A 21,990-nucleotide genomic window follows, 5' to 3' on the forward strand; every position below is an offset into this window, starting at 1 on the left:
GTTGTGTTCTGTAGATGGAGAAAGTGAATGAAAACAAGGCGTAAGCATTTGACTGTCGGTGAAGTTCAGCGTTTGGTTGATGCAGCCAGGCGGGGGGCTAACCCGGAACGCGATGTCTGTTTATTGTGGATGTGTTTTAATCATGGATGCAGGGTGAGTGAAATTCGTCACTGGAAGCTCTCGGATATCGATATTCAAAGCGGGGTTATTTATATTCGACGGTTAAAAAATGGCTTTTCAACGACCCATCCCATATATAAACAAGAGGTGAAAGTTCTTAATGAATGGCTGCGCGTGCGTAAGGATTATCCCGGTAATCATTCCGGCTGGCTCTTTTTATCGCGCAATGGTCAACCTTTATCCCGGCAGCGAATATATCAGATGATGAAGAACCTGAGTCTTGTCGCCCAGCTGGAGATCAGCGCTCATCCCCATATGCTGCGCCACGCCTGCGGTTTTGCGCTGGCTAACAACGGTGTCGATACGCGATTAATCCAGGATTTTCTCGGGCACAGGAATATTCAGCATACGGTCATTTATACAGCAAGTAATGATGCAAGATTTAGAGAGGTTTGGTAAATGAAATAGTCATTTTGTATCAAACTGTCTCCTATGCTATCCACAGGTGGTAACAATGTCAATTTATGATTAACAATATTTTTTGTTATGTTTTTCATATGCTTAAATTATATATTGGTGTCATTTATTCTTGGGGTTATTTAAATTAGTTTAATGCATGAGTTGTCTCTCCTTTCGACCCTTAGTGTTTTATCGTGTTTATTAAGGTTTCACCTGGCAAATATAAAATCAAATATGCCTTCCCTGGCAATTTATATTTCAATTAATTGAAGTGGTCAAATTGATACAAAATGACCACTTCAAAATATTATATCCATTCATGGGTCAATGTTTTGAAGCGTTATTAATATCAAGCGTAAATAAAAGGATGCGCTCAGTATTGCGCTTTTAAATTAATGCATTGACTGCATTGAAAAGGATAAATCATGAAAAAAACATTACTTGCTGCTGTAGTTGCCGGTTGCGCGGCGTTCTCTGGTGCTGCGCTGGCGGATGACGGTCAGGTGAAGTTTCTCGGCGAAATCATCGATGCTGGCTGTGACGTGGTTAACGACATGACCAACCCGCTGGAAGTTCATATGGGGCAGATTGCCAAGACCGCGTTTAGCGGTACCGGTTCTACTGCGGCTGAACAGGATTTCTCGATCAAACTGGAAAACTGCCCGACGACCGTCGCCAAAGCATCGGTACTGTTCTCCGGCCCTAACGTCAACGGTGATAATGAAAAACTGGAGCTGACCGGCGCCGGTACCGATCCTGACGTTGCCGAAGGCGTGGCCCTGCAGCTGGTTGATGGCAGCAACAACAATACCCTGCCGCTGTTCACCCGTTCCACCAGCCTGAATATTCCGGCTACCGGCAAAATCGATCTGCCGTTCCGCGTTCGTTATATCCAGACTGATACCACAGTGGTTGCCGGTAAGGCAGACGGTAGCGCGAACTTCACTATCAGCTACAACTGATTCTCCGTTTGTATGACAGTGTTAGCGAGCCCTGCGTGGCTCGCTTTTCCAGGGAGCTGGAGATGAAACGATACCTGAAAGTGCTAATGGCTGGATGGCTGTTAGTGGGCGCTGCGGCACATGCGGGCGTCGTCACCGGGGGCACTCGCCTGATATATCCCGGGGGCAAAAAAGAATCCTCTCTGAGCGTTACCAATACCGATGCTACGCCTTATCTCATTCAAAGCTGGGTAGAAGCTGCGCAGGGGGCCGCCCCTTTTCTGTTGACTCCGCCTTTATTTCGCCTGGATGGCGAGCAGCAAACCCGTCTGCGGGTGATTTATAGCGGCGGCCTGCCGGAAAACAAAGAGAGCATGTTCTGGATGAACATCAAAGCGATTCCTTCTTCGCAAGCGAAAGCCGGGGCCAACACCCTGCAGATCGCGATCAAAACGCGCATCAAACTCATCTATCGACCTAAATCCGTCGTGGGTTCGCCGGAGATGGTAACGGAACAGCTTCGCTGGGCGCGTAGCGGTAACACGCTCCAGGTAACCAATCCGACCGCGTTCTATATGAATTTCGCCGAGGTCAAAATAGGCGGGGCCGAAGTCAAGGACGCCAACTGGGTGGGGCCAGGGGAAACGGCGCGCTTTGAACTACCGCGCGGCAGCGCCGGCGCTTTGCAGTGGAAGCTGATTAACGATTACGGCGGAATCGGCGCGCAGCACCGCGCTAATTTGTAGAGGCTGTCTGGCCAGGGAGTTCCAGAGAAAATGAAAAATAATCATAAAAAATGGCGGCTTAACCGGATAGCCGGAGCTCTGGCCGTTGCGCTGTTACCGCTGTGTGACGAGGTCCTGGCGCGGGATGTTTTCAACCCGGCCCTGTTGGAAATGGATGGACCTCAGACGGGCATCAGGGATTTATCAGCCTATGAGCAGGTCGGAGGCCAGCAGCCGGGCAGCTATCGGGTGGATATTTACCTTAATAACGTTTTTATGGATACCCGCGATGTGACTTTTCAGCAGGGGGAAGGCGCCGGGAAAACGGAACTGCAGCCGTGCCTGAAGGTTGAAGAGCTTGCGGAATGGGGCGTGCGCGTCTCCCGGTTTCCAGACCTGGGGCGTAAGTCAGCAAACTGTGCGGATATGAGCGTCATACCGCAGGCGAAAGCCGAGTTTCGTTTCAGCCAACAGCGGCTGTTATTAAGCTTCCCTCAGGCGGCAGTGTCCAGCGCAGCCCGGGGCTGGGTCGATCCTAAACAGTGGGATGACGGGGTGACGGCGCTGCTGCTGAATTACGCTTTTAGCGGAGCCAACAACTGGTCGCGCAAGAACGACACGCCGGATAGCGATAATCAATACGTTAACCTCCGTCCCGGTATTAACATCGGACCGTGGCGTTTGCGTAACTACACGACCTGGACCCGCAGCAGCGGCGGCGGCGAGTCGAGTAACAGCTGGGATACGGTTTACACCTATGCGCAGCGCAATATTAATGCTCTGCAAGGGGTGATGACGCTGGGCGACAGTAGCACCGACGCCGACGTTTTTGAAGGCATTCCCTTTCGCGGAGCGATGCTGGCTTCCGATGACGATATGCTGCCGGAAAGCCTGCGCGGCTATGCGCCGGTTGTGCGCGGGATCGCGCGGACTAACGCCCAGGTCATTATTCGCCAGAACGGCTATGAGATTTATCAGACCTATGTCTCCCCCGGGGCATTTGAAATCACCGATATGTATCCGACCGGGGGTTCTGGCGATCTGTCGGTGACTATCAAAGAGGCCGATGGCAGCGAGCAGAACCTGATCGTGCCCTATGCTTCACTCCCCGTTCTGCAGCGTGAAGGGCGTCTGAAATATAGCGTAACTACTGGGGTGTATCGCGCCTACGACAACAGTATTGACGAGACGCCTCTCTCTCAGGCAACGGCCATCTACGGTCTGCCATGGGGATGGACGTTGTACGGCGGCGGTCAGTTTAGTAGCAAATATCAGTCGCTGGCGTTGGGTATGGGCAAAAACCTCGGCGAACTGGGAGCCGTGTCGACCGACGTTACCCAGGCCTGGTCGAATCGCCAGGATAAAGATAAAGAGAGCGGTCAGTCGGTTCGTCTTCGTTACAGCAAAGATCTTCCGGGATTAGGGACCAACGTCAGCCTGGCAGGATATCGCTATGCCACCAGCGGTTACTGGGATATGCAGGAGGTGCTGGATACCTATCGCGATGACGCCTATACGCCTTCAGTGGAACGGCGGCGCAACCGGGGAGAGGTGACGATCAGCCAGAGTCTTGGCGATGAGATGGGGTCGCTATCGCTAAGCTATATTCGCGAGGACTACTGGAACACCGGTCGTACCATGGAGTCCGTGGGCGTCGGTTACAACAATAGCTGGCGCGGCATCAGCTATAGCATGAACTATAGCTACAATCGCAATACCACCGATCAGAACACCGGTAAACGTAATGATGAAGACCATCTGTTCGCCTTAAGCATCAGCATACCGCTGGGCGACTGGCTACCTAATCCGGTCTATGCCAACTACTCCCTTAACAGCAGCAAAAATGGCTCCACGACCAACAACCTGGGCCTCTCCGGTACCTTGCTGGAGCGTAACAACCTGAGCTGGAGCGTACAGGAAGGTTACACCAGCCAGGGAAGAGGGGAGAGCGGTAGCGTTAACGCCGACTGGCGTGCGACCTACGCGGAACTGACCGGCGGCTACAGTCATGATAAATATAGCCACCGCCTTAACTACGCCCTGCGCGGCGGAGTTCTGGCGCATGAGAATGGGCTGACGCTCGGGCAGCCATTTGGTGAAACCCTCGCTTTAGTTAAAGCACCAGGCGCCGCTGGCGTTGGCATCAACAACCAGACCGGCGTCAGAACCGACTGGCGGGGCTATGCCCTGGTGCCTTACACCTCGCCGTATCGTAAAAACACCTTAACGCTTGATACCAGCACGATGCCGGATGATGTCGACCTTGAGCTAACGACGCAAACGGTGGTGCCAACCCGCGGGGCGGTAGTGCGCGCTAATTACGCTACCAGCGTCGGTAGCCGGGTGCTGATGACGGTGCGTCAGGATAACGGGCGGCCGGTGCCTTTTGGCGCCATGGTCAGCATTCCTGGAGCCGCGTCATCTGAGCAAGCTTTTATCGTTGGCGATAGCGGCCAGGTCTATCTGACCGGGCTGGAATCTAGCGGCGTACTTAACGTGAAGTGGGGGGCCAGCGCGCAAGATCGCTGCCGGGTCCAGTATGCGCTGCCGTCAGGGAAAAGCCTCACCGGCATTATCGTAGCCCAGGGGCTATGCCGTTAATCGAAAGGATGCAGAGACAATGAAACGATTTTCATGGGGATTACTGACCGGTCTGGCGGCGCTGGCGATATCGCCGCAGATTATGGCGGAAACGGGCTGGTGTCAGAATACGGGTAATGGCGGAGCTCCTTTCCAGGACAGCTTTTCATTTATTGAAACTTTTACTAACCCTTCGCAAAACCAGGCCGGAATGGCGTTCCCTCGTCTGTACCATTGGACTACCGGGGGAACCTATCAAGCGAAATGTGATTGCGGTAGCGATGTTACTGGTACTACGTATTTTCGAGCCACTGTTCCGGGATTAGTCGCGACGCAAACCCGAAGCGGCTTGAATTATTATCAGCTGAATAAATATCTGGAAATCGCCAGCGAGCTATTTATTGCCGGCGGGGTGAATCAGTATTTACCGACGCCCATTCAGGATAAAAGCAATCTAAATAATCAGGGTTATGCCTGTAACCCGGGCGGTACGCTGTTTAATACCGGTTCAGTGGGATATATCTCGCTCTACTTTACCCGGCCGTTCGTCGGTCAGGTGACGATCCCGCCAACGGTGATCCTGAACGTTTACGGGTCGCGGAAAACGGGGAGCTATAGCAGTATTCCTCTCACGCAGATCTCAATGAGCGGCTCGGTAACAGTACCGCAGTCCTGCGAGATTAATACCGGTCAGCCGATTAATATCGACTTCGGCGATATTGCCGCGAATAACTTTAAAACTTCAGGTCAGATGCCGACGGGCTTTACGCCGCATGTTGTCAATATGACGGTAGCCTGCACTAATATTTCCTCAGGAGTAAAAATTGCGCTTTCCTTCCAGGGGACGGCGGATACGAATGACAGTACCGCGCTGGCGACCACGAATAGTGATATTGCGGTTCGTATTGAAAATATTACTGGTGTCAAAATTCCCGTTATATCCGGAATGCTGCCGGTCAATCTGAATTACGCGACCCAGCAAGGGGACACGACCATGAAAATCTATCCGATTAATACCACCGGGAATGTACCCGATGGCGGCGGATTTACGGCGACGGCAACCATTCAAGCAGAAATCGAATAGCAGGAGTGAATAATGAAAAAGGCGCTATGGCTGGCATTGCTGCTGCCTGTTTTTTCATCCTGGGGCGGCATCCCTCTGAACGTGAAGGGTAATATTTATTATCTCCCCTGCGACGTCAGCACCGATACGAAGTATCAGGAGGTGAATTTCGGCACGCTGCTGAATATCGATTTTCAAACTGCCGGCACTGCTTCAGCGTGGAAAACCTTTAGCCTGAACGTTGAAAATTGCCCGGCGGGTACGACGAAAGCGACGGTGAAATTTGATGGCGTGACCGACGGCGATGATGCCACGCATTTCGCCAATATGGCCGCCAGCGATGCGGCGCAAAATATCGCGCTGCAGATAACCAATACCGATCATTCCACAACCTATAAAAACCAGGATCGGATGACTATTGCTATTAACGGTAGCACCGGCAAAGGCGAATTCCCGCTGGCCGCGCGCTTATATTCAACGCAGGGCGGAGCAAAAGTGGGAAAATTCGAGTCGGTGGTGCAGCTGACTTTTACCTATCAGTAATTGTATGTATTAAATGGATGAAAAGGAATGTCATATGCAGGATGAGACGGAATATCTGAGCGTTAAAGACGTTGAGCGCCTGGTGCTTGCCGCACATTATTGTGCGCACCCCGAGAGAAATAGCTGCATGATCCAAATGTGCTTTTTGCACGGTTGTCGGATTAATGAAATTACCGCATTAACTTTGCGGGATGTCGACCTGCCGGGAAAACGAATTTATATTCGCCGGGCGCGTCACGGTATCTCGGGGTATCATCCATTACAACCCAAAGAGATTATCTCATTACAGCGCTGGCTGTTGGCCAGAGAGTGTTATCCAGCCCATAATGATTTACTCTTTATCTCTTCGCGGGGAAATCAGATGACTCGCCAGCGTTTTTATCAAATCATTCGTGAATGCTGTGAGCTGGCGAAACTGAAGCAAAATATTCACCCGCGGATGCTGCGCCATGCTTGCGGATATGAATTGGGTAAAAAAGGCATAGATGATGACTCTATCCAGGATTATCTGGGCTATCGCAATTTAAAATCTATTCTGCGTTATAACGGTTATGTTGAAGAGTAATTTTTGGCGTAATCGCGGGTAGCGTTCATCTCCCGCGTTACGCCTGTTTTTTTATTCGATGTTATAAACCAGAAAATCTTCCGCCAGCACGGTAGGGGGAAAGACCTCCCGACACTCAGCCAACAGCCGCTGACAGCCTTCGGCATCATAGCGCGAGCTAAAATGAGTGGCGATAAGCGTCCCGACGCCTGCTTCCCTCGCTAACGCCGCCGTTTGCTGGCTGGATGAATGCCCGCGACCGTTGGCTTTTTCCGCCATCGCCTGTTCGAGCGTAACCTCATGAACCATAACGTCCACGCCGCGCGCCAGCTCCAGCGCCTCCGGGCAGGGGGCGGTATCGCCGAAAATCGCCAGCTTCTTACCCGGCGTTGCCGGCCCAAGGTAGCGGCTGCCGTCAATCAACCGACCATCTTCCAGTTCAACCGTCAGCCCCAGTTTTAAGCGGTGGAACAACGGACCGGGAGGCACGCCCTCGGCGATAAGCTGTGCGGCATCAAGGGGACCCGGCTTATCATGCTGTTCGATCCGATAGCCGTAGCACTCAACCGGATGGTTTAACGGCCAGGCGGTGACCCGGAAACCGGCTTCATCAAATACCAGACCCGGTTCGACTTCGACGATTGCCAGTGGATAATCGGTCCAGGAACCGCTAAGACGCAGGGCGGTTTCCACAAACTCCTTAAGCCCCTTTGGCCCGTACAGCGTTAACGGCAGAGAATTACCCTGCATTGAGCGGCTGCACAGCAGGCCGGGAAGACCGAAAAGATGATCGCCATGTAAATGGGTAATAAAGATCTTATTCAGCTTGCCGGGATGATAAGGGGTGTGGAGAAACTGATGCTGCGTTCCCTCCCCGCAGTCGAACAGCCACATCTCCGCCATAGTTGGCTGTTGCAAATTCAGCACCATCGACGTCATATTACGCGTACGGGTTGGCACGCCAGCGGATGTCCCCAAAAAGAGTAATTCCATCGTCCAGTGTCCTCAGGGCGTGGGTCAAAAAACAAAGTATACCAACTAAGGAACCGCAGATGATGACATGGCAGGATCTTCACCACGCTGAACTGACCGTCCCCCAGCTCTATGCTGTGCTGAAATTACGCTGTGCGGTGTTCGTTGTCGAACAAACCTGCGCCTATCAGGATATCGACGGCGACGATCTGGTAGGTGAGAACCGCCATCTTCTCGGCTGGCGCGGCGATGAACTGGTGGCCTATGCGCGCATTCTCAAGAGCGATGATGAATATGAGCCGGTCGTGATTGGCCGGGTGATCGTCAGCCCGGCGGTGCGCGGCGAAAAGCTGGGCTATCAGCTGATGGAGCAGGCGCTGGCCAGCTGCCGTCAACACTGGCCGCAAAAGGCCATCTATCTTGGCGCCCAGGCGCATCTGCAAAAATTCTACGCCAGCTTCGGCTTTGTGCCGGTGACCGATGTCTACGACGAGGACGGCATCGACCATATTGGCATGGCATACGAAATCGCCACCCACTAGCCGCCGGGCTGATTAAAAGCCGCTCCCTCATCGTGGGTACTGCTATTCCGCAGCAGTACCCCGTATAATGTGGGGTTTTTACTCCGTGGAGGTTTGCGTGCTGTCTGTGTCCACCGCGCTGGAAAGCCTGTACCGCTGCCTGGATGAAGCGTTTCCGCCATCGCCCGGCTGGCGCATCTTCGATATCCCCTTCGCGCTGAATGACGCTTTTGATCCGCTTCTGTGGTGTACCCATCAGCAGCAGTGGCCGCAGTTCTACTGGCAGCAGCGCAGCGGCGATGAAGAGCTGGCCGCTCTGGGGGCGGTAAAAATCTTTTCCTCTCTGCCCCAGGCGCACGCTTTTCTTCAGCAACAAGCGCGTGACGATCTGCGGATTTGCGGCCTTAATGCGTTTGATCCGCAGCGCGGCATGCTGCTATTGCCGAGGCTGGAGTGGCGTCGGCTTGGCGGTCACGCCACGCTACGCCTGACGCTGTATAGCGATACCTCACTCCGTGACGATGCCTGCGCGGCGCGCGAGTTTCTCCGCTCGCTGACGACCCGGCAAGCGCAGCCCGGCACGCTTCCTTCTCTGCTCAGTGAGCAGCATTTCCCGGCTTATTCGCAGTGGCGAGATCTGGTTGCACAGGCGACACAGGCGATAGCGGCAGGGGAGATGGATAAAGTCGTGCTGGCGCGCGCCACCGATTTGCAGTTTGCCGCCCCGCTGAACGCCGGGGCGATAATGGCCGCCAGCCGCCGCAGCAATCTGCACTGTTTTCATTATCTGATGGCCTTTAATCCGCAAGAAGCCTTCTTCGGCTCAACGCCGGAACGGCTATGGCGACGGCGCGGCGCGCTGATGCGTACCGAGGCGCTGGCGGGAACAGCGGCCAGCCATGAGGACGATCGCCAGGCGCAGCGCCTGGGCGACTGGCTGATGGGCGATGACAAGAACCAGCGGGAAAATATGCTGGTAGTTGAGGACATCTGTCAGCGTATGCAGGCGGAGACGCGCGCGCTGGAGGTGCTGCCGCCGCAGATCGTCCGTTTGCGTAAAGTGCAGCATCTGCGGCGCTGTATATGGGCCGAGCTGGACGTCCCCGATGATGCCCGCTGTCTGCGCCAGCTCCAGCCCACGGCAGCGGTCGCCGGGCTGCCGCGTCAGGTGGCGCTGGATTTTATCACCCGGAACGAGCTTTTTACCCGCGACTGGTATGCGGGCTCCGCCGGTTATCTGTCGCTGGCGCAAAGCGAATTTTGCGTTTCGCTACGCTCGGCGAAGGTACGGCAGCATACGCTCAGGCTCTACGCCGGAGCAGGCATCGTCAGCGGCTCTGACCCGGAGCAAGAGTGGCAGGAAATTGAAAATAAAGCTGCAGGATTGCGTTCGTTACTGCTCACAGAAGCAGAGATAAAACGATGCATATCAAAACGGCAATAACGGGCTTTATCTATACTTAGCGTCAATATTTGATATCGGACAAATTCATGTCAGTAAGCGCATTTAACCGACGCTGGGCGGCGGTGATCCTCGAAGCTTTAACGCGCCACGGCGTGCAGCATATCTGCATTGCGCCCGGATCGCGCTCGACCCCTTTGACCCTGGCTGCGGCGGAAAACCGCGCGTTTATTTACCATACCCACTTTGATGAACGCGGCCTTGGCCATCTGGCGTTAGGGCTGGCAAAAGCCAGCGGCCAGCCGGTGGCGGTGATTGTCACTTCCGGCACCGCCACGGCCAACCTCTATCCCGCGCTGATAGAAGCGGGTCTGACCGGCGAAAAACTCATTTTACTGACCGCCGACCGGCCGCCGGAGCTCATCGACTGCGGTGCGAACCAGGCCATTCGTCAACCGGGCATGTTTGCTTCGCATCCGTCGCAGACCCTGGCCCTGCCGCGCCCATCGCAGGATATCTCCGCCCGCTGGCTGGTCTCGATCCTCGACCAGGCGCTCGGCGCGCTGCACTGCGGCGGCATTCATATCAACTGTCCTTTTGCCGAACCGCTGTACGGCGATATGGACGACACCGGGGTCGCGTGGCAGCAGCAGCTCGGCGACTGGTGGCAGAGCGACAAGCCCTGGCTGAGTCACAATCTGCATCTGGAAAGCGAAAAGCAGCGCGACTGGTTTTTCTGGCGGCAAAAACGCGGCGTCGTGGTTGCCGGACGAATGAGCGCGGAAGAGGGCCTGAAGGTTGCCGAATGGGCGAAAACGCTCGGCTGGCCGCTGATTGGCGATGTCCTTTCGCAAACCGGGCAGCCGCTCCCCTGCGCCGATCTGTGGCTCGGTAACGGTCAAGCGGTTAGCGAACTGGCGCAGGCGCAAATTATCGTTCAGCTGGGCAGCAGCCTGACCAGCAAACGCGTTTTGCAGTGGCAGGCCACCTGCGAACCTGAAGAGTACTGGCTGATCGACAACCTGCCGGGTCGTCTGGATCCCGCCCAACATCGTGGTCGCCGACTGGTGTGCGCCATCGACCGCTGGCTTGAACAGCATCCGGCGGAAAAGCGGCAGCCGTGGGCTACCGTCATTCCTGCGCTTTCACGCCAGGCATGGCAGGCGGCTGTCGCCAGCAGCGAGGATTTCGGCGAGGCCCAGCTGGCGCAGCGAATCCGTCGCTACCTGCCGGATCAGGGCCAGCTGTTTGTCGGCAACAGTCTGGTGGTGCGCTTAATTGACGCCCTGTCGCAGCTTCCCGCAGGCTACCCGGTCTACAGCAATCGCGGGGCCAGCGGAATAGATGGTCTGCTGGCGACGACGGCCGGCGTGCAGCGTGCCAGCGCGCGTCCGACCCTGGCCATCGTCGGCGATCTCTCGGCGCTTTACGACCTCAATTCGCTGGCGCTGCTGCGTCAGGCCTCCGCGCCGCTGGTGCTGATTGTCGTCAATAATAACGGCGGGCAGATTTTCTCCCTGCTGCCAACGCCGCAGGAGCAGCGCAGCCAGTTCTATCTGATGCCGCAGAATATCCATTTTGCGCACGCGGCGGCGATGTTCGATCTGACTTATCATTGCCCCGCGGACTGGAGTGAGCTGGAGCGCGCGCTGGACGTTGCCTGGCGAGCGCCCGGCGCAACGCTGATCGAGCTGGTGGTTAATGAAACCGACGGTACGCAAACCCTCCAGCAGCTGCTTGCGCAGGTGAGTCAGCTATGATTCTGCACGCGCATGCGGAACGCGGGCTGCCGGGCTATCCCTGGCTGGTCTTCTTGCATGGTTTTGCCGGCGATAGCCTCGAATGGCGGGCGGTGGGGCAGGCGTTCGGCGCGTATCCGCGTCTCTATATTGACCTGCCGGGCCACGGCGGCTCGGCGGATAGGGCAGTTAACCGTTTTACGGATGTCAGCGAGCTGATTAAGAATACGCTAATTAGTTACAACATGCATAAGTACTGGCTGGTGGGGTACTCCCTCGGCGGACGGGTGGCGATGTATTATGCCAGCCAGTCGCATGAGGGGCTCTGCGGGCTGGTCGTCGAGGGAGGGCATCCGGGTCTGGCGGACGATAATCAGCGTGCGCAGCGCCGGCGCAGCGATGCCGCCTGGGCTGAACGCTTTCGCCGAGAACCGCTTACGCAGGTCTTTGCCGACTGGTATCAGCAGCCGGTCTTCGCCTCCCTGGACGCAGCGCAGCGTGCGGCGCTGGTTGCGCTACGCAGCTGCAACAACGGCAGGGCGTTAGCCGCGATGCTGCAGGCCTGCTCACTGGCTGAACAGCCCGATCTGCGCGAGGCATTACGGGCGCGCGATTTCCCATTCCATTACCTTTGCGGCGAACGCGACGGCAAGTTTCGCGCCATCGCCGATGAGCTATCCGCCATCACGCACGTGATTAATCATGCCGGACACAACGCGCATCGGGAAAACCCCGATGCAGTCGTGGCTTGTCTGGCGCAGTTTTTAGCGAGTTAACCGAAGGACACTTTATGATCTCTCTTGATGAAGCAATGCTTTACGCTCCGATTGAATGGCAGGACTGCTCCGAAGGCTACAGCGATATTCGCTACCACAAATCGGCGGACGGGATTGCCAAAATAACCATCAACCGCCCGCAGGTACGTAACGCGTTTCGTCCGCTGACCGTCAAAGAGATGATTCAGGCGCTCTCGGATGCCCGCTATGACGACAATATCGGCGTGATCGTCCTGACCGGTGAAGGCGATAAAGCTTTTTGCGCCGGCGGCGATCAGAAAGTCCGCGGCGACTACGGCGGCTATCAGGATGACTCCGGCGTTCATCATCTCAACGTACTCGATTTTCAGCGCCAGATCCGCACCTGTCCGAAACCGGTAGTGGCGATGGTGGCGGGGTACTCCATCGGCGGCGGCCACGTTCTGCATATGATGTGCGATCTGACCATCGCCGCGGAAAACGCAATCTTCGGTCAGACCGGCCCGAAAGTTGGTTCTTTTGACGGCGGCTGGGGCGCCTCCTATATGGCGCGCATTGTCGGGCAGAAAAAAGCCCGTGAGATCTGGTTCCTGTGCCGCCAGTACGACGCGCAGCAGGCGCTGGATATGGGGCTGGTCAATACCGTCGTGCCGCTGGCGGATCTGGAAAAAGAGACCGTGCGCTGGTGCCGTGAAATGCTGCAGAACAGTCCGATGGCGCTGCGCTGCCTGAAGGCCGCGCTGAACGCCGACTGCGATGGTCAGGCGGGACTGCAGGAGCTGGCGGGCAATGCCACCATGCTGTTTTACATGACCGAAGAGGGTCAGGAGGGACGCAACGCTTTCAACCAGAAGCGCCAGCCGGACTTCAGCAAATTTAAACGGAATCCGTAATGCGGCAGGCGCAGGTCTACCGCTGGCAGCTACCGATGGACGCGGGAGTGGTGCTGCGTGAACGGCGGTTAAAAACCCGCGATGGCTTGCTTCTGCAGCTGCGCGATGGCGAGCGCGAAGGCTGGGGGGAGATTTCTCCCCTGCCTGGATTCAGTCTGGAAACGCTGGATGAGGCGCAGGCAGCGCTGCTGGCATGGGCGAACGCCTGGCGCGAAGGCCAGGATGGCGCGTTGCCGACGCCGCCTTCAGCCGCCTTCGGGATAAGCTGCGCACTGGCGGAGCTGGGCGGTGAGCTGCCGCTGGCGGCGGATTATCGCGCCGCGCCGCTCTGTTCCGGCGATCCGGATGAACTGTTCGCCAGGCTTTCGCAGATGCCCGGCGAGAAGGTCGCCAAGGTCAAGGTCGGCCTGTATGAGGCGGTGCGCGACGGCATGGTGGTCAATCTGCTGCTGGAAGCGATTCCCGATCTGACGCTGCGTCTCGACGCTAACCGCGCCTGGACGCCGTTGAAGGCGCAGCAGTTCGCTAAATACGTGAGCCCGCACTATCGCAACCGTATCGCCTTTCTCGAAGAACCCTGCAAAAACCGCGATGATTCGCGCGCGTTTGCCCAACAAACGGGCATCGCTATCGCCTGGGATGAGAGCCTGCGCGAAGCGGACTTTACGTTTGCTGCCGAGCCGGGTCTGCGCGCGGTGGTGATTAAACCGACGTTGACCGGCAGTCTGCAAAAGGTCCAGCAGCAGGTCGCGCAGGCTCATGCGCTGGGGCTGACGGCGGTTATCAGTTCAGCCATTGAGTCCAGCCTTGGCCTGACGCAGCTGGCGCGAATTGCCGCCTGGCTGACGCCGAATACCATTCCCGGTCTGGATACCCTGAGCCTCATGCGCGGCCAGCTGGTTCGCTGCTGGCCGGAAAGCGAGCTGCCGTGTCTGACCGTCGATGAACTGGAGCCGCTGCTGTGACCTTTAGCGACTGGCCCTGGCGCCACTGGCGCCAGCAGCGAGGGGAGGCGCATGCGCTGCGCCTGAACGAGCGGCGGCTAAGCTGGCGGGAACTGTGCGCGCAAATCGATGCGCTGGCGGCAGGACTGCACGCCCAGGGCGTTCGCGATGGTGATGGCGTACTGCTGCGGGCTGACAACCAGCCCGATGTTTTGCTGGCATGGCTGTCGCTCCTGCAGTGCGGTGCGCGCGTGTTGCCGCTGAATCCGCAGCTGCCCGGGCCACTGCTGGCTGAACTGCTGCCGACCCTGGACCTGCGCCACGCGCTGGTGCTGAACGGCGGCGATCTTCCGGTAACGCTTAATCCACTGACTCTGTCCCCCGTCAATGGCGAGCGCGCGGCTGACTGGCGAGAGGATCGTATGGCTTCCATGACGCTGACTTCGGGGTCGACGGGGCTACCGAAAGCGGCGGTACACGCTTTTCGCGCCCATATTGCCAGCGCTGAAGGGGTACTGGCGTTGATACCCTTTGCGCCGCAGGACGACTGGCTGCTGTCGCTGCCGCTGTTTCACGTCTCCGGCCAGGGGATTCTCTGGCGCTGGCTGGTTGCCGGCGCAGGCCTGACGGTGCGCGATAAACAGCCGCTGGCGCTGGCGCTACGCGGCTGTACTCACGCCTCCCTGGTGCCAACCCAGCTCTGGCGGCTGCTGAGCGGCGATGACGAGGTGTCGTTAAAAGCGGTTTTGCTCGGCGGCGCGGCCATCCCGGTGGCGCTAACCGAACAGGCGCGCAGGCGCGGTATCCGCTGCTGGTGTGGCTACGGACTGACCGAGTTTGCCTCCACGGTATGCGCCAAGGAAGCGGATGGCCTGGCGGATGTCGGGCTGCCGCTGCCGGGGCGCGAATTGCGCATCGTGGATGGCGAAGTGTGGCTTCGATCGGACAGCATGGCCGCAGGCTACTGGCGAGGCGGCCAAACGATACCGCTCACCAACACCGATGGCTGGTTCGCCACCCGCGATCGGGGTCGGCTTGACAACGGCAGGCTGACCATCCTCGGGAGAATGGATAATCTTTTTTTTAGCGGCGGAGAAGGCATTCAGCCGGAGGAAGTCGAGCGGGTTATCGGCGCACACCCGTTGATTGAGCAAGTTTTTATCGTGCCGCAGGATGATGCGGAGTTTGGCCAGCGGCCGGTGGCGGTAGTAGAGTGTCGCGATCATGGCGACCCATCCGTGCTGGCTGACTGGTGCGCCGATAAGCTGGCGCGCTTTCAGCAGCCTGTGCGCTGGTTACGGCTGCCTGAATCGCTGAAAACCGGCGGAATTAAAATTTCCCGCCGGGCGTTACGTGACTGGGTCAACCAGCAGCAGAGCTCCGCCTCAGATGCGCTGGACGTGCAGTAGCTGCTTCGTATGCCAGCGGCCCAGCGCAAAAACGGTGGTCAGCGCGCCGAGCAGGGCGCAGAACATATCGGACTGAGTATCCCAGGGATCGCCCTGGGTGCCGAGAAAATCATCCGCCCCCTGTCCCAGCGCCAGCGCCGCCCACCATTCGATCAGCTCGTAGACGGCACTAATCGCCAGCGCAATGCAGCAGACCACGAAAGCGAGCATTTTACGCCCGTGAACGTAGCCGCCGCGCAGCAGAATCTCCCGCGCCGCCAGGGCTGGCACCAGCCCCTGGAAAAAGTGCCCCAGCTTGTCGTAGGGATTACGACTCAAACCCAGCCACGCCTGGACATCAAAGCCGATGGGCACTTTCGCGTAGGTGTACATACCGCCGACCATCAAAATGATGGCATGGAAGAAAATCAGCACATAGAGCAGCGTCGTCAGCGGATAGCGAGCGCGCGTGGCCAGCAAAAGCGGAACGATGATAATCACCGGCGTCACTTCCATCAGCCAGGTAAGCTTTTCCCCTGCGCTGATACCGGTATAAATAAGAATCAGGGCCAGCGCCAGCGCTGCGAATGTTAACCCCGAGCGGGATGCTGCGACGGTCATAACGGATCACCAGAAAGTTAAAACCCTAACTATCAGGCAGGTGCGGTGAAAATTCAACGTATACCGAGACTGGCGGCGCTGAGCGACCGCCAGTTTCGTTGCGCATCAGGAAGAGGGCAGGTCGCCCTGCGTGTTAAGCTGACGTTTGCGCCAGTAACGCAGCAGCGGAGGGACAACAAGCACCGCGATGGCTAACACCAGGAGCGTTTTAGTTACGCCGCTTTGCCACAAAATCCCCACGTTGCCGTTACTGATGGACAGCGCGCGGCGCAGGTTCTGCTCCAGCATCTCGCCCAGCACAAACCCTAAGATCAACGGCGACATCGGGAAGTGCATCTTACGCATAATGTAGCCCAGCACGCCCAGCCCAACCATCAACAGCAGGTCGAAGGTGGTGCTGTGTACCGCGTAGACGCCGACCGCGGACACGGCGGCGATGGCCGGGGCCAGAAACCACAGCGGGATCGTCAGCATGCGGGTGAACAGACCGATCAGCGGAATGTTCATAATCAGCAGCATCACGTTGGCGATCAGCAGCGCGGCAATTAATCCCCAGACGATATCCGGCTGCTCGGTAAACATCGCCGGACCCGGAGTGATATTGTAGAGGGTCAGGGCACCCATCATCACCGCGGTAGTTCCGGAGCCGGGGACGCCGAGGGTAAGCATCGGAATGAACGATCCGCAGGCGGAGGCGTTATTTGCCGCCTCCGGCGCCGCCACGCCGCGAATATCGCCCTTACCGAAGGTATCGCTGTTACCGCTGAGCTTTTTCTCGGTCATATAGGTGATGGCGCTGGCAATGGTCGCCCCCGCGCCCGGCAGAATACCGACAAAAAAGCCCACCACCGATGAACGCAGCGTCGCGCCCACGCACTGGCCCGCCTCTTTGGCGTTAAACAGCATGCGCCCGGTTTTCCGTACCAGCCTCTGTCCGCTGCTGGTGCTCTCCAGCATCAGCAAAATCTCCGAAACCGAAAAGAGCCCAATCACCACCACGATAAACTGCACGCCGTCGGAAAGATGAACGCTATCGAAAGTGAAACGGTACACCCCGGTATTGGCATCAACGCCCACCGTCGCCAGCCCCAACCCGATTAACGCGGCGAGAAACGATTTCAGCGGATTTTGCGCCATCATGCTGCCGAGGCAGGCGATGGCAAAAATCATCAGGGCGAAATATTCCGCCGGACCGAACGCCAGCGACCACTGCGCCAGCACCGGCGCGAACAGGATGATCCCGCCGATAGCGATCGTTGAACCCACAAAGGAGCTCACGGCAGAGATCGACAGCGCCACGCCGCCGCGTCCCTGCTGCGCCATCGGGTAACCGTCGATGGCGGTCATAATGGCGGCGGCATCGCCGGGCACGTTGAGCAGGATCGACGAAATACGCCCGCCGTATTCACATCCAATATAGACCGTAGCCAGCAGAATTAACGCCGATTCTGCGGGCAGGTGCAGGGCAAAGGCCAGCGGCAACAGGATCGCCACGCCGTTAATCGGGCCGAGACCCGGCAGGAGTCCGACGATGGTGCCGACGAAGCAGCCGATCAGCGCGATCGTCAGGTTGCCCGGCGTCATGGCGACAGCGAAGCCCTGCGACAGATAAATCCAGATATCCATAACCTTCTCCGTTAACTTAACCAGACGCCGAGCGGCAGGGTGACATCAAGCAGGGCGTCAAAGACGTACCACAGCGCGATGCCCATCGCGACGCCTGCTACCCCAGCAGCGGGCAGGGTGGCGCCAAACAGCAGGCCAAAAACAGCGGTCAGCAGCGCGGTGGCCAGAGGAAACCCCAGCCATTCAAAACCCCACGCATAAACCGCCAATGCCACGACCATCGTCAACAGCCGTTGTAAAACCAGACGCCCGGGCCAGGAGATTGCGTCGGGCCGCCGCAGTAGCAGCAAAACGGAGCACAGCAGCATCAGGCCGATAATGCCGACCGGAAAGGGGCGCGGGCCGACGGGTTCATAGGCGTATTCGCTGTGGATTTGCCAGGCGATAAATATCCCCCCTACGCAGAGCAGCAGCCATATTCCGGCAAAAATACGATCGCTCATCGCAGCCTCCGTGGGTTATTTGGCCAGGCCAAAAGATTTCGCCTGCAGGCGATACTCTTCCACCTGCTCTTTGACGTAGGCGTCCAGCTCTTTCCCGTTCAAATTGAATTCAAACAGGCCGCGCAGCTCGCGCTGTTTTTTAAACGCGTCGGTCTGCTGCAGTCGAGTAAACTCCGCCACCCACCACTGATAATCGGCATCGCTGACTTTCGGGCCGACGAAGAAACCGCGAATAATCGGCCACACCAGGTCATAGCCCTGCTCTTTGGCGGTAGGGACATCGGCGAGCGCGCCGGGCAGCCTTTCGTTAGCGAAGACCGCCAGCACGCGGATTTTATTGCCCTGGAGATAAGGCACCATTTCGCTGAGATCGCCGGATACTGCCTGCACGTGATTACCCAGCAGCGCGGTGACCGGTTCGCCACCGCCCTCAAACGCCACGTAGCGCATTTTGTGCGGATCGACGTTTGCTTTCTGCGCCAGCAGCGCCGCTTTCATCCAGTCCTGGCTGCCGATTGAGGCGCCGGCGCCGATGACGATACTGGCGGGATTTTTTTCCATTGCCGCCATAAACGACGGCAGATCTTTCCACGGCGAGTCGGCGCGGACGGCAATCATGCCGTAATCGGTGCCGACGCTGGCCAGCCAGCGGACATCATCCACGCCGTAGCGGCCAAACTTGCCCTGCGCCAGGTTGAGCAGCGAGCCGCCGGAGAAGGCGACAACGGTGCCGGGTTCTCCGGGGCGCTGGGCGACGATAGCGTTATAGGCCACTGCGCCTACGCCGCCGGGCATATAGGTGACGCGCATCGGTTTTTGGATGGCGCCGGTTTCCATCAGGCTCACCTGAATCAGCTTACAGGTGAGATCGAAGCCGCCGCCGGGCTTGGCGGGCGCGATACATTCGGTACGGGAAGGCGCTTCGGCGGCCCAGGCAGAGGCGGTAAAAAGGCATAACGCGATAGCGCTAAGAGGGCGAAGGAACGGGATATTCATAGGCTTCCTCAGTCAGATACAGGGGACGTTTTTTTGATTATGTGAACCGGCTTGTGGCTATTCGGTTGCGTGATTGTTAAAACAATTACCTTTCATTTCCCTTTCAATGCGGCAGCAACTTTACAGGATGTGATATGCGTCTCTTACTGGCAGAAGATAACCGTGAGCTGGCTCACTGGCTGGAGAAAGCGCTGGTACAGGGCGGGTTTGCCGTGGACTGCGTATTTGATGGCCGGGCGGCCGATCATCTGTTGCAAAGCGAAAAATACGCGCTGGCGGTACTGGATATCGGCATGCCGGGCTTCGATGGCCTGGAAGTCGTGCAGCGTCTGCGAAAGCGCGGACAAACCCTTCCCGTTTTGCTGCTGACCGCACGCAGCGCGGTGGCGGATCGGGTAAAAGGGCTCAACGTCGGCGCCGATGACTATTTACCAAAACCGTTTGAACTTGAAGAGCTGGACGCCAGGCTGCGCGCACTGCTGCGGCGTAGCGAAGGCCAGGTGCATGAGATTCAGCAGATCGGCTCTCTGGAATATCGCGATGAAGGCTATTTTTTACTGCGCGGACAGACGCTATCGTTGACCCCGCGCGAGCAGGCGCTGCTGACGGTGCTGATGTTTCGCCGCACGCGTCCGGTGTCGCGCCAGCAGCTGTTTGAACAGGTCTTCAGCCTTAACGATGACGTCAGCCCGGAAAGCATCGAGCTATATATCCATCGTCTGCGGAAGAAACTTCAGGAGAGCAACGTGCGAATTGTGACCCTGCGTGGCCTGGGTTACGTGCTGGAGCTCGCCGATGAGGTGGGGTAAGCCGCAGTCGTTATTCGCTCAGCTGCTGCTGTTTCTTGGCCTGCCGCTGGTGTTACTGTGGGGGCTGTCGGCATTCAATAGCTACGTCAGCGCTCTGCAGGCGGCGACTCAGGCTTACGATCGTACGCTGCTCTCCTCCGCCCGCACGGTGGCGGAACGCCTGGTGGTACGCGGCGGCAGACTGGAGGTGAATGTCCCCTGGGTGGTGCTCGATAGCTTCGAGCTGAATATGAACGATCGCCTGTACTATAAGGTACTCGATCCCGGTAAGCGGGTGATTTCCGGTTTTGACGATCTGCCATCGATGCCGCCCTCAACCTCTCGTACCGAGCTCTATCCGGCGCTGGCGTGGTTTTATCATACCGAATATCGCGGTCAGGCCATCCGCGTGGCGCGGCTGCTGCAGCCGGTTAACGAAGGCGGCGTTGTGGGAATGGCGGAAATCTATATCGCCGAAACGCTGCAGTCGCGGCGCTGGCTGGCGGGACAGCTGCTGTTTTCATCGTGGATCTCGCAGGGGCTATTGGTGCTGTTGACGCTGGTGCTCACCGGCTGGCTGCTGCGTCGGGTGCTGCGGCCGATGCGTCGGCTTTCGGCGCTCATGGTGCGGCGCGAACCCGGCCTGTTGACGCCGCTGCCGGAACTGCTGCCGTGGTCGGAAACCCGTTTATTGATTGTTGCTTTTAACCGCTATATCGACCGGCTGCGGGCGATGATCTCCCGGCAGGAGCGGTTTAGCGCCGATGCTTCTCACCAGTTAAAAACGCCGCTGGCGGTGCTGAAAACCCAGGCTTCGGTGGCGCTGGCGAGCGGCGATCCCCGGCTGTGGCGAGAGAGTCTGGAGGCGATGAGCGGCACGCTGGACAGTACGATTCTGCTTACCGAACGCCTGCTACAGCTGGCTACCATCAAACGTAAAGAGCAGGGAGAACACGCGTTTCCGCCGGTGGATCTGTATGAGATCGTCCACAACAGCTGCTTTTCCCGTCTTCAGCAGGCGCGGAGCAAAGCTATCGATCTCGGCTATGAGGGGGAACCCTCAACGGTGACTATCGCCGGCGATGGCGTGCTGTTGAGCGAGCTGTGCGCAAATCTGTTGGATAACGCGATCCGCTATACGCCGCAGGGCGGTATCGTCACGGTCAGCCTGCATCGTGAAGGGGAGGCGGTGCTGCTGGATGTTGAAGACAGCGGGCCGGGAATCGATGATGCGCAGATCCAGCAGGCGCTCATGCCTTTCCACCGTCTGGAAAACGTTGGTGATAACCCCGGCGCCGGGCTCGGACTGGCGCTGGTCAGCGATATTGCACGCCTGCATCGCAGCCATCCGCAGCTGCTGCGTAGCGAAACGCTGGGCGGGCTGATGGTCAGGCTGCGCTTTTTGACTGTGGGTTCAGAGTAGGCCTTTCAAGGTGAGCGTCTTCCGGGTCGCCTCGTTCAAATCATAGTGGGGAAGATCTTCCGCTTTTACCCAGGCGTAGTCCTGAAACTCCTCGTTGATGGTTACTTCGCGATTGGCGCTGACGCAGTCGAAGATAAGATAAATCATATATATTTCTTCCTGACGGCCATCGGCGTAGGTTTTAACCCGTACGTCATCGCTAAAGGTCCACGGCGTGATGTGGGTTAGCTGCAGTTTTTCGCCCAGCTCTTCGCGAATTTCCCGCCGCAGCGCCGCTTCGATGCGTTCGCCGGGCTCGACGCCGCCGCCGGAGAGCGCCCACTGCCCGGGAAATACCCCGCGATCGTCGGCCATTTTGCACAACAGATAGTGACCCTCATGTTGAATGAGCGGGCAGACAATAGTCCTTTGACGCATAACTTCTCCTTAATGGTGGCAGGGATATATCACGGGATGGTCCAGTTTGCGAGCTGCCTCGGCAAACCGCAAGCGAAAATACGCGTT

At 57.7% G+C, this 21,990-nt stretch carries 22 protein-coding genes; 16 read left to right on the forward strand and 6 right to left on the reverse strand.

The window, feature by feature from the left end; all coding sequences use genetic code 11:
* Positions 1-27 precede the first annotated feature (27 nt).
* The 7 genes from HMPREF3178_RS20040 (at position 28) to HMPREF3178_RS20070 (ending at position 6,996) form a co-directional block, all read left to right on the forward strand.
* Positions 28-579, forward strand: coding sequence for a tyrosine-type DNA invertase (locus HMPREF3178_RS20040; protein ID WP_004104057.1), 552 nt, complete (start codon positions 28-30; stop codon positions 577-579).
* A gap of 425 nt (positions 580-1,004) precedes the next feature.
* Entirely contained in the window at positions 1,005-1,541 is a 537-nt protein-coding gene (locus HMPREF3178_RS20045; RefSeq protein WP_004104056.1) for a fimbrial protein, read from the forward strand.
* A 62-nt stretch (positions 1,542-1,603) separates the two neighbouring features.
* A complete protein-coding gene (locus tag HMPREF3178_RS20050; RefSeq protein ID WP_004104055.1) occupies positions 1,604-2,266 on the forward strand; it encodes a fimbrial biogenesis chaperone in 663 nt (220 codons plus the stop codon).
* 30 nt (positions 2,267-2,296) lie between these two features.
* On the forward strand, positions 2,297-4,846 hold the full coding sequence (locus HMPREF3178_RS20055) for a fimbria/pilus outer membrane usher protein (protein WP_032728580.1): 2,550 nt from the start codon (positions 2,297-2,299) through the stop codon (positions 4,844-4,846).
* A 19-nt stretch (positions 4,847-4,865) separates the two neighbouring features.
* Complete coding sequence (locus HMPREF3178_RS20060) at positions 4,866-5,909, forward strand: fimbrial protein (RefSeq protein ID WP_053064311.1); 1,044 nt, start codon at positions 4,866-4,868, stop codon at positions 5,907-5,909.
* Between the two features lie 12 nt (positions 5,910-5,921).
* Entirely contained in the window at positions 5,922-6,431 is a 510-nt protein-coding gene (locus tag HMPREF3178_RS20065; protein ID WP_053064310.1) for a fimbrial protein, read from the forward strand.
* Between the two features lie 34 nt (positions 6,432-6,465).
* The gene (locus tag HMPREF3178_RS20070) at positions 6,466-6,996 is read left to right on the forward strand and encodes a tyrosine-type recombinase/integrase (RefSeq protein ID WP_004114230.1); all 531 of its coding nucleotides are present in this window, start codon (positions 6,466-6,468) and stop codon (positions 6,994-6,996) included.
* Between the two features lie 51 nt (positions 6,997-7,047).
* Here the strand turns inward: HMPREF3178_RS20070 and rnz are convergent, their stop codons facing one another.
* Positions 7,048-7,968, reverse strand: coding sequence for a ribonuclease Z (rnz, locus tag HMPREF3178_RS20075; protein WP_064373206.1), 921 nt, complete (start codon positions 7,966-7,968; stop codon positions 7,048-7,050).
* Positions 7,969-8,027: 59 nt separating this feature from the next.
* Between rnz and HMPREF3178_RS20080 the strand changes: the two genes are divergently transcribed.
* From HMPREF3178_RS20080 to menE, 7 genes are all read left to right on the forward strand, one after another.
* Positions 8,028-8,489: a GNAT family N-acetyltransferase gene (locus tag HMPREF3178_RS20080; RefSeq protein ID WP_004104042.1), complete on the forward strand. Its 462-nt coding sequence runs from the start codon at positions 8,028-8,030 to the stop codon at positions 8,487-8,489.
* A 97-nt stretch (positions 8,490-8,586) separates the two neighbouring features.
* Positions 8,587-9,912: an isochorismate synthase MenF gene (gene menF, locus HMPREF3178_RS20085; RefSeq protein WP_049593494.1), complete on the forward strand. Its 1,326-nt coding sequence runs from the start codon at positions 8,587-8,589 to the stop codon at positions 9,910-9,912.
* Between the two features lie 47 nt (positions 9,913-9,959).
* A complete protein-coding gene (gene menD / locus HMPREF3178_RS20090) occupies positions 9,960-11,630 on the forward strand; it encodes a 2-succinyl-5-enolpyruvyl-6-hydroxy-3-cyclohexene-1-carboxylic-acid synthase (RefSeq protein WP_070585440.1) in 1,671 nt (556 codons plus the stop codon).
* Positions 11,627-12,385 (forward strand): 2-succinyl-6-hydroxy-2,4-cyclohexadiene-1-carboxylate synthase, encoded by a 759-nt coding sequence (gene menH, locus HMPREF3178_RS20095; RefSeq protein ID WP_023329881.1) that lies wholly within the window; start codon positions 11,627-11,629, stop codon positions 12,383-12,385. Before menD ends, menH begins: the two co-directional genes overlap by 4 nt.
* Before the next feature lie 14 nt (positions 12,386-12,399).
* A complete protein-coding gene (menB, locus tag HMPREF3178_RS20100; RefSeq protein ID WP_004104035.1) occupies positions 12,400-13,257 on the forward strand; it encodes a 1,4-dihydroxy-2-naphthoyl-CoA synthase in 858 nt (285 codons plus the stop codon).
* On the forward strand, positions 13,257-14,222 hold the full coding sequence (menC, locus tag HMPREF3178_RS20105; protein ID WP_024274512.1) for an o-succinylbenzoate synthase: 966 nt from the start codon (positions 13,257-13,259) through the stop codon (positions 14,220-14,222). Before menB ends, menC begins: the two co-directional genes overlap by 1 nt.
* Complete coding sequence (gene menE, locus HMPREF3178_RS20110; protein WP_070585442.1) at positions 14,219-15,610, forward strand: o-succinylbenzoate--CoA ligase; 1,392 nt, start codon at positions 14,219-14,221, stop codon at positions 15,608-15,610. Before menC ends, menE begins: the two co-directional genes overlap by 4 nt.
* On the opposite strand, the gene HMPREF3178_RS20115 is transcribed toward menE, so the two are convergent.
* From HMPREF3178_RS20115 to HMPREF3178_RS20130, 4 genes are all read right to left on the reverse strand, one after another.
* Complete coding sequence (locus HMPREF3178_RS20115; protein ID WP_004114209.1) at positions 15,587-16,210, reverse strand: DUF2238 domain-containing protein; 624 nt, start codon at positions 16,208-16,210, stop codon at positions 15,587-15,589. The genes menE and HMPREF3178_RS20115 overlap by 24 nt on opposite strands.
* Positions 16,211-16,315: 105 nt before the next feature.
* Complete coding sequence (locus tag HMPREF3178_RS20120) at positions 16,316-17,836, reverse strand: tripartite tricarboxylate transporter permease (protein ID WP_004114208.1); 1,521 nt, start codon at positions 17,834-17,836, stop codon at positions 16,316-16,318.
* A gap of 11 nt (positions 17,837-17,847) precedes the next feature.
* Positions 17,848-18,279 (reverse strand): tripartite tricarboxylate transporter TctB family protein, encoded by a 432-nt coding sequence (locus tag HMPREF3178_RS20125; RefSeq protein ID WP_070585443.1) that lies wholly within the window; start codon positions 18,277-18,279, stop codon positions 17,848-17,850.
* 15 nt (positions 18,280-18,294) lie between these two features.
* On the reverse strand, positions 18,295-19,275 hold the full coding sequence (locus HMPREF3178_RS20130) for a Bug family tripartite tricarboxylate transporter substrate binding protein (protein WP_004104027.1): 981 nt from the start codon (positions 19,273-19,275) through the stop codon (positions 18,295-18,297).
* A gap of 134 nt (positions 19,276-19,409) precedes the next feature.
* On the opposite strand from HMPREF3178_RS20130, the gene tctD reads away from it, so the two are divergent.
* Both tctD and HMPREF3178_RS20140 read left to right on the forward strand, forming a co-directional pair.
* The gene (gene tctD, locus HMPREF3178_RS20135; RefSeq protein WP_016809054.1) at positions 19,410-20,084 is read left to right on the forward strand and encodes a transcriptional regulator TctD; all 675 of its coding nucleotides are present in this window, start codon (positions 19,410-19,412) and stop codon (positions 20,082-20,084) included.
* Entirely contained in the window at positions 20,071-21,486 is a 1,416-nt protein-coding gene (locus HMPREF3178_RS20140) for a sensor histidine kinase (protein ID WP_049591751.1), read from the forward strand. The genes tctD and HMPREF3178_RS20140 overlap by 14 nt, the downstream gene beginning before the upstream one ends.
* Here the strand turns inward: HMPREF3178_RS20140 and nudI are convergent.
* Positions 21,478-21,903 carry a nucleoside triphosphatase NudI gene (gene nudI / locus HMPREF3178_RS20145; RefSeq protein WP_004104021.1) on the reverse strand — a complete coding sequence of 142 codons (426 nt, stop codon included), beginning with the start codon at positions 21,901-21,903 and terminating at the stop codon, positions 21,478-21,480. The two genes, HMPREF3178_RS20140 and nudI, sit on opposite strands and share 9 nt — an antisense overlap.
* Between the last annotated feature and the right edge of the window lie 87 nt (positions 21,904-21,990).

Source organism: Klebsiella sp. HMSC09D12 (assembly GCF_001808475.1).
Lineage (GTDB): Bacteria > Pseudomonadota > Gammaproteobacteria > Enterobacterales > Enterobacteriaceae > Klebsiella > Klebsiella oxytoca.

Bases quoted from the DNA above. Each gene is read 5' to 3' on its own strand.
- HMPREF3178_RS20040 (WP_004104057.1), top strand. From the start codon at position 28: ATGAAAACAAGGCGTAAGCATTTGACTGTCGGTGAAGTTCAGCGTTTG.
- HMPREF3178_RS20045 (WP_004104056.1), top strand. From the start codon at position 1,005: ATGAAAAAAACATTACTTGCTGCTGTAGTTGCCGGTTGCGCGGCGTTC.
- HMPREF3178_RS20050 (WP_004104055.1), top strand. From the start codon at position 1,604: ATGAAACGATACCTGAAAGTGCTAATGGCTGGATGGCTGTTAGTGGGC.
- HMPREF3178_RS20055 (WP_032728580.1), top strand. From the start codon at position 2,297: ATGAAAAATAATCATAAAAAATGGCGGCTTAACCGGATAGCCGGAGCT.
- HMPREF3178_RS20060 (WP_053064311.1), top strand. From the start codon at position 4,866: ATGAAACGATTTTCATGGGGATTACTGACCGGTCTGGCGGCGCTGGCG.
- HMPREF3178_RS20065 (WP_053064310.1), top strand. From the start codon at position 5,922: ATGAAAAAGGCGCTATGGCTGGCATTGCTGCTGCCTGTTTTTTCATCC.
- HMPREF3178_RS20070 (WP_004114230.1), top strand. From the start codon at position 6,466: ATGCAGGATGAGACGGAATATCTGAGCGTTAAAGACGTTGAGCGCCTG.
- rnz (WP_064373206.1), bottom strand. From the start codon at position 7,968: ATGGAATTACTCTTTTTGGGGACATCCGCTGGCGTGCCAACCCGTACG.
- HMPREF3178_RS20080 (WP_004104042.1), top strand. From the start codon at position 8,028: ATGATGACATGGCAGGATCTTCACCACGCTGAACTGACCGTCCCCCAG.
- menD (WP_070585440.1), top strand. From the start codon at position 9,960: ATGTCAGTAAGCGCATTTAACCGACGCTGGGCGGCGGTGATCCTCGAA.
- menH (WP_023329881.1), top strand. From the start codon at position 11,627: ATGATTCTGCACGCGCATGCGGAACGCGGGCTGCCGGGCTATCCCTGG.
- menB (WP_004104035.1), top strand. From the start codon at position 12,400: ATGATCTCTCTTGATGAAGCAATGCTTTACGCTCCGATTGAATGGCAG.
- menC (WP_024274512.1), top strand. From the start codon at position 13,257: ATGCGGCAGGCGCAGGTCTACCGCTGGCAGCTACCGATGGACGCGGGA.
- HMPREF3178_RS20115 (WP_004114209.1), bottom strand. From the start codon at position 16,210: ATGACCGTCGCAGCATCCCGCTCGGGGTTAACATTCGCAGCGCTGGCG.
- HMPREF3178_RS20120 (WP_004114208.1), bottom strand. From the start codon at position 17,836: ATGGATATCTGGATTTATCTGTCGCAGGGCTTCGCTGTCGCCATGACG.
- HMPREF3178_RS20125 (WP_070585443.1), bottom strand. From the start codon at position 18,279: ATGAGCGATCGTATTTTTGCCGGAATATGGCTGCTGCTCTGCGTAGGG.
- HMPREF3178_RS20130 (WP_004104027.1), bottom strand. From the start codon at position 19,275: ATGAATATCCCGTTCCTTCGCCCTCTTAGCGCTATCGCGTTATGCCTT.
- tctD (WP_016809054.1), top strand. From the start codon at position 19,410: ATGCGTCTCTTACTGGCAGAAGATAACCGTGAGCTGGCTCACTGGCTG.
- HMPREF3178_RS20140 (WP_049591751.1), top strand. From the start codon at position 20,071: ATGAGGTGGGGTAAGCCGCAGTCGTTATTCGCTCAGCTGCTGCTGTTT.
- nudI (WP_004104021.1), bottom strand. From the start codon at position 21,903: ATGCGTCAAAGGACTATTGTCTGCCCGCTCATTCAACATGAGGGTCAC.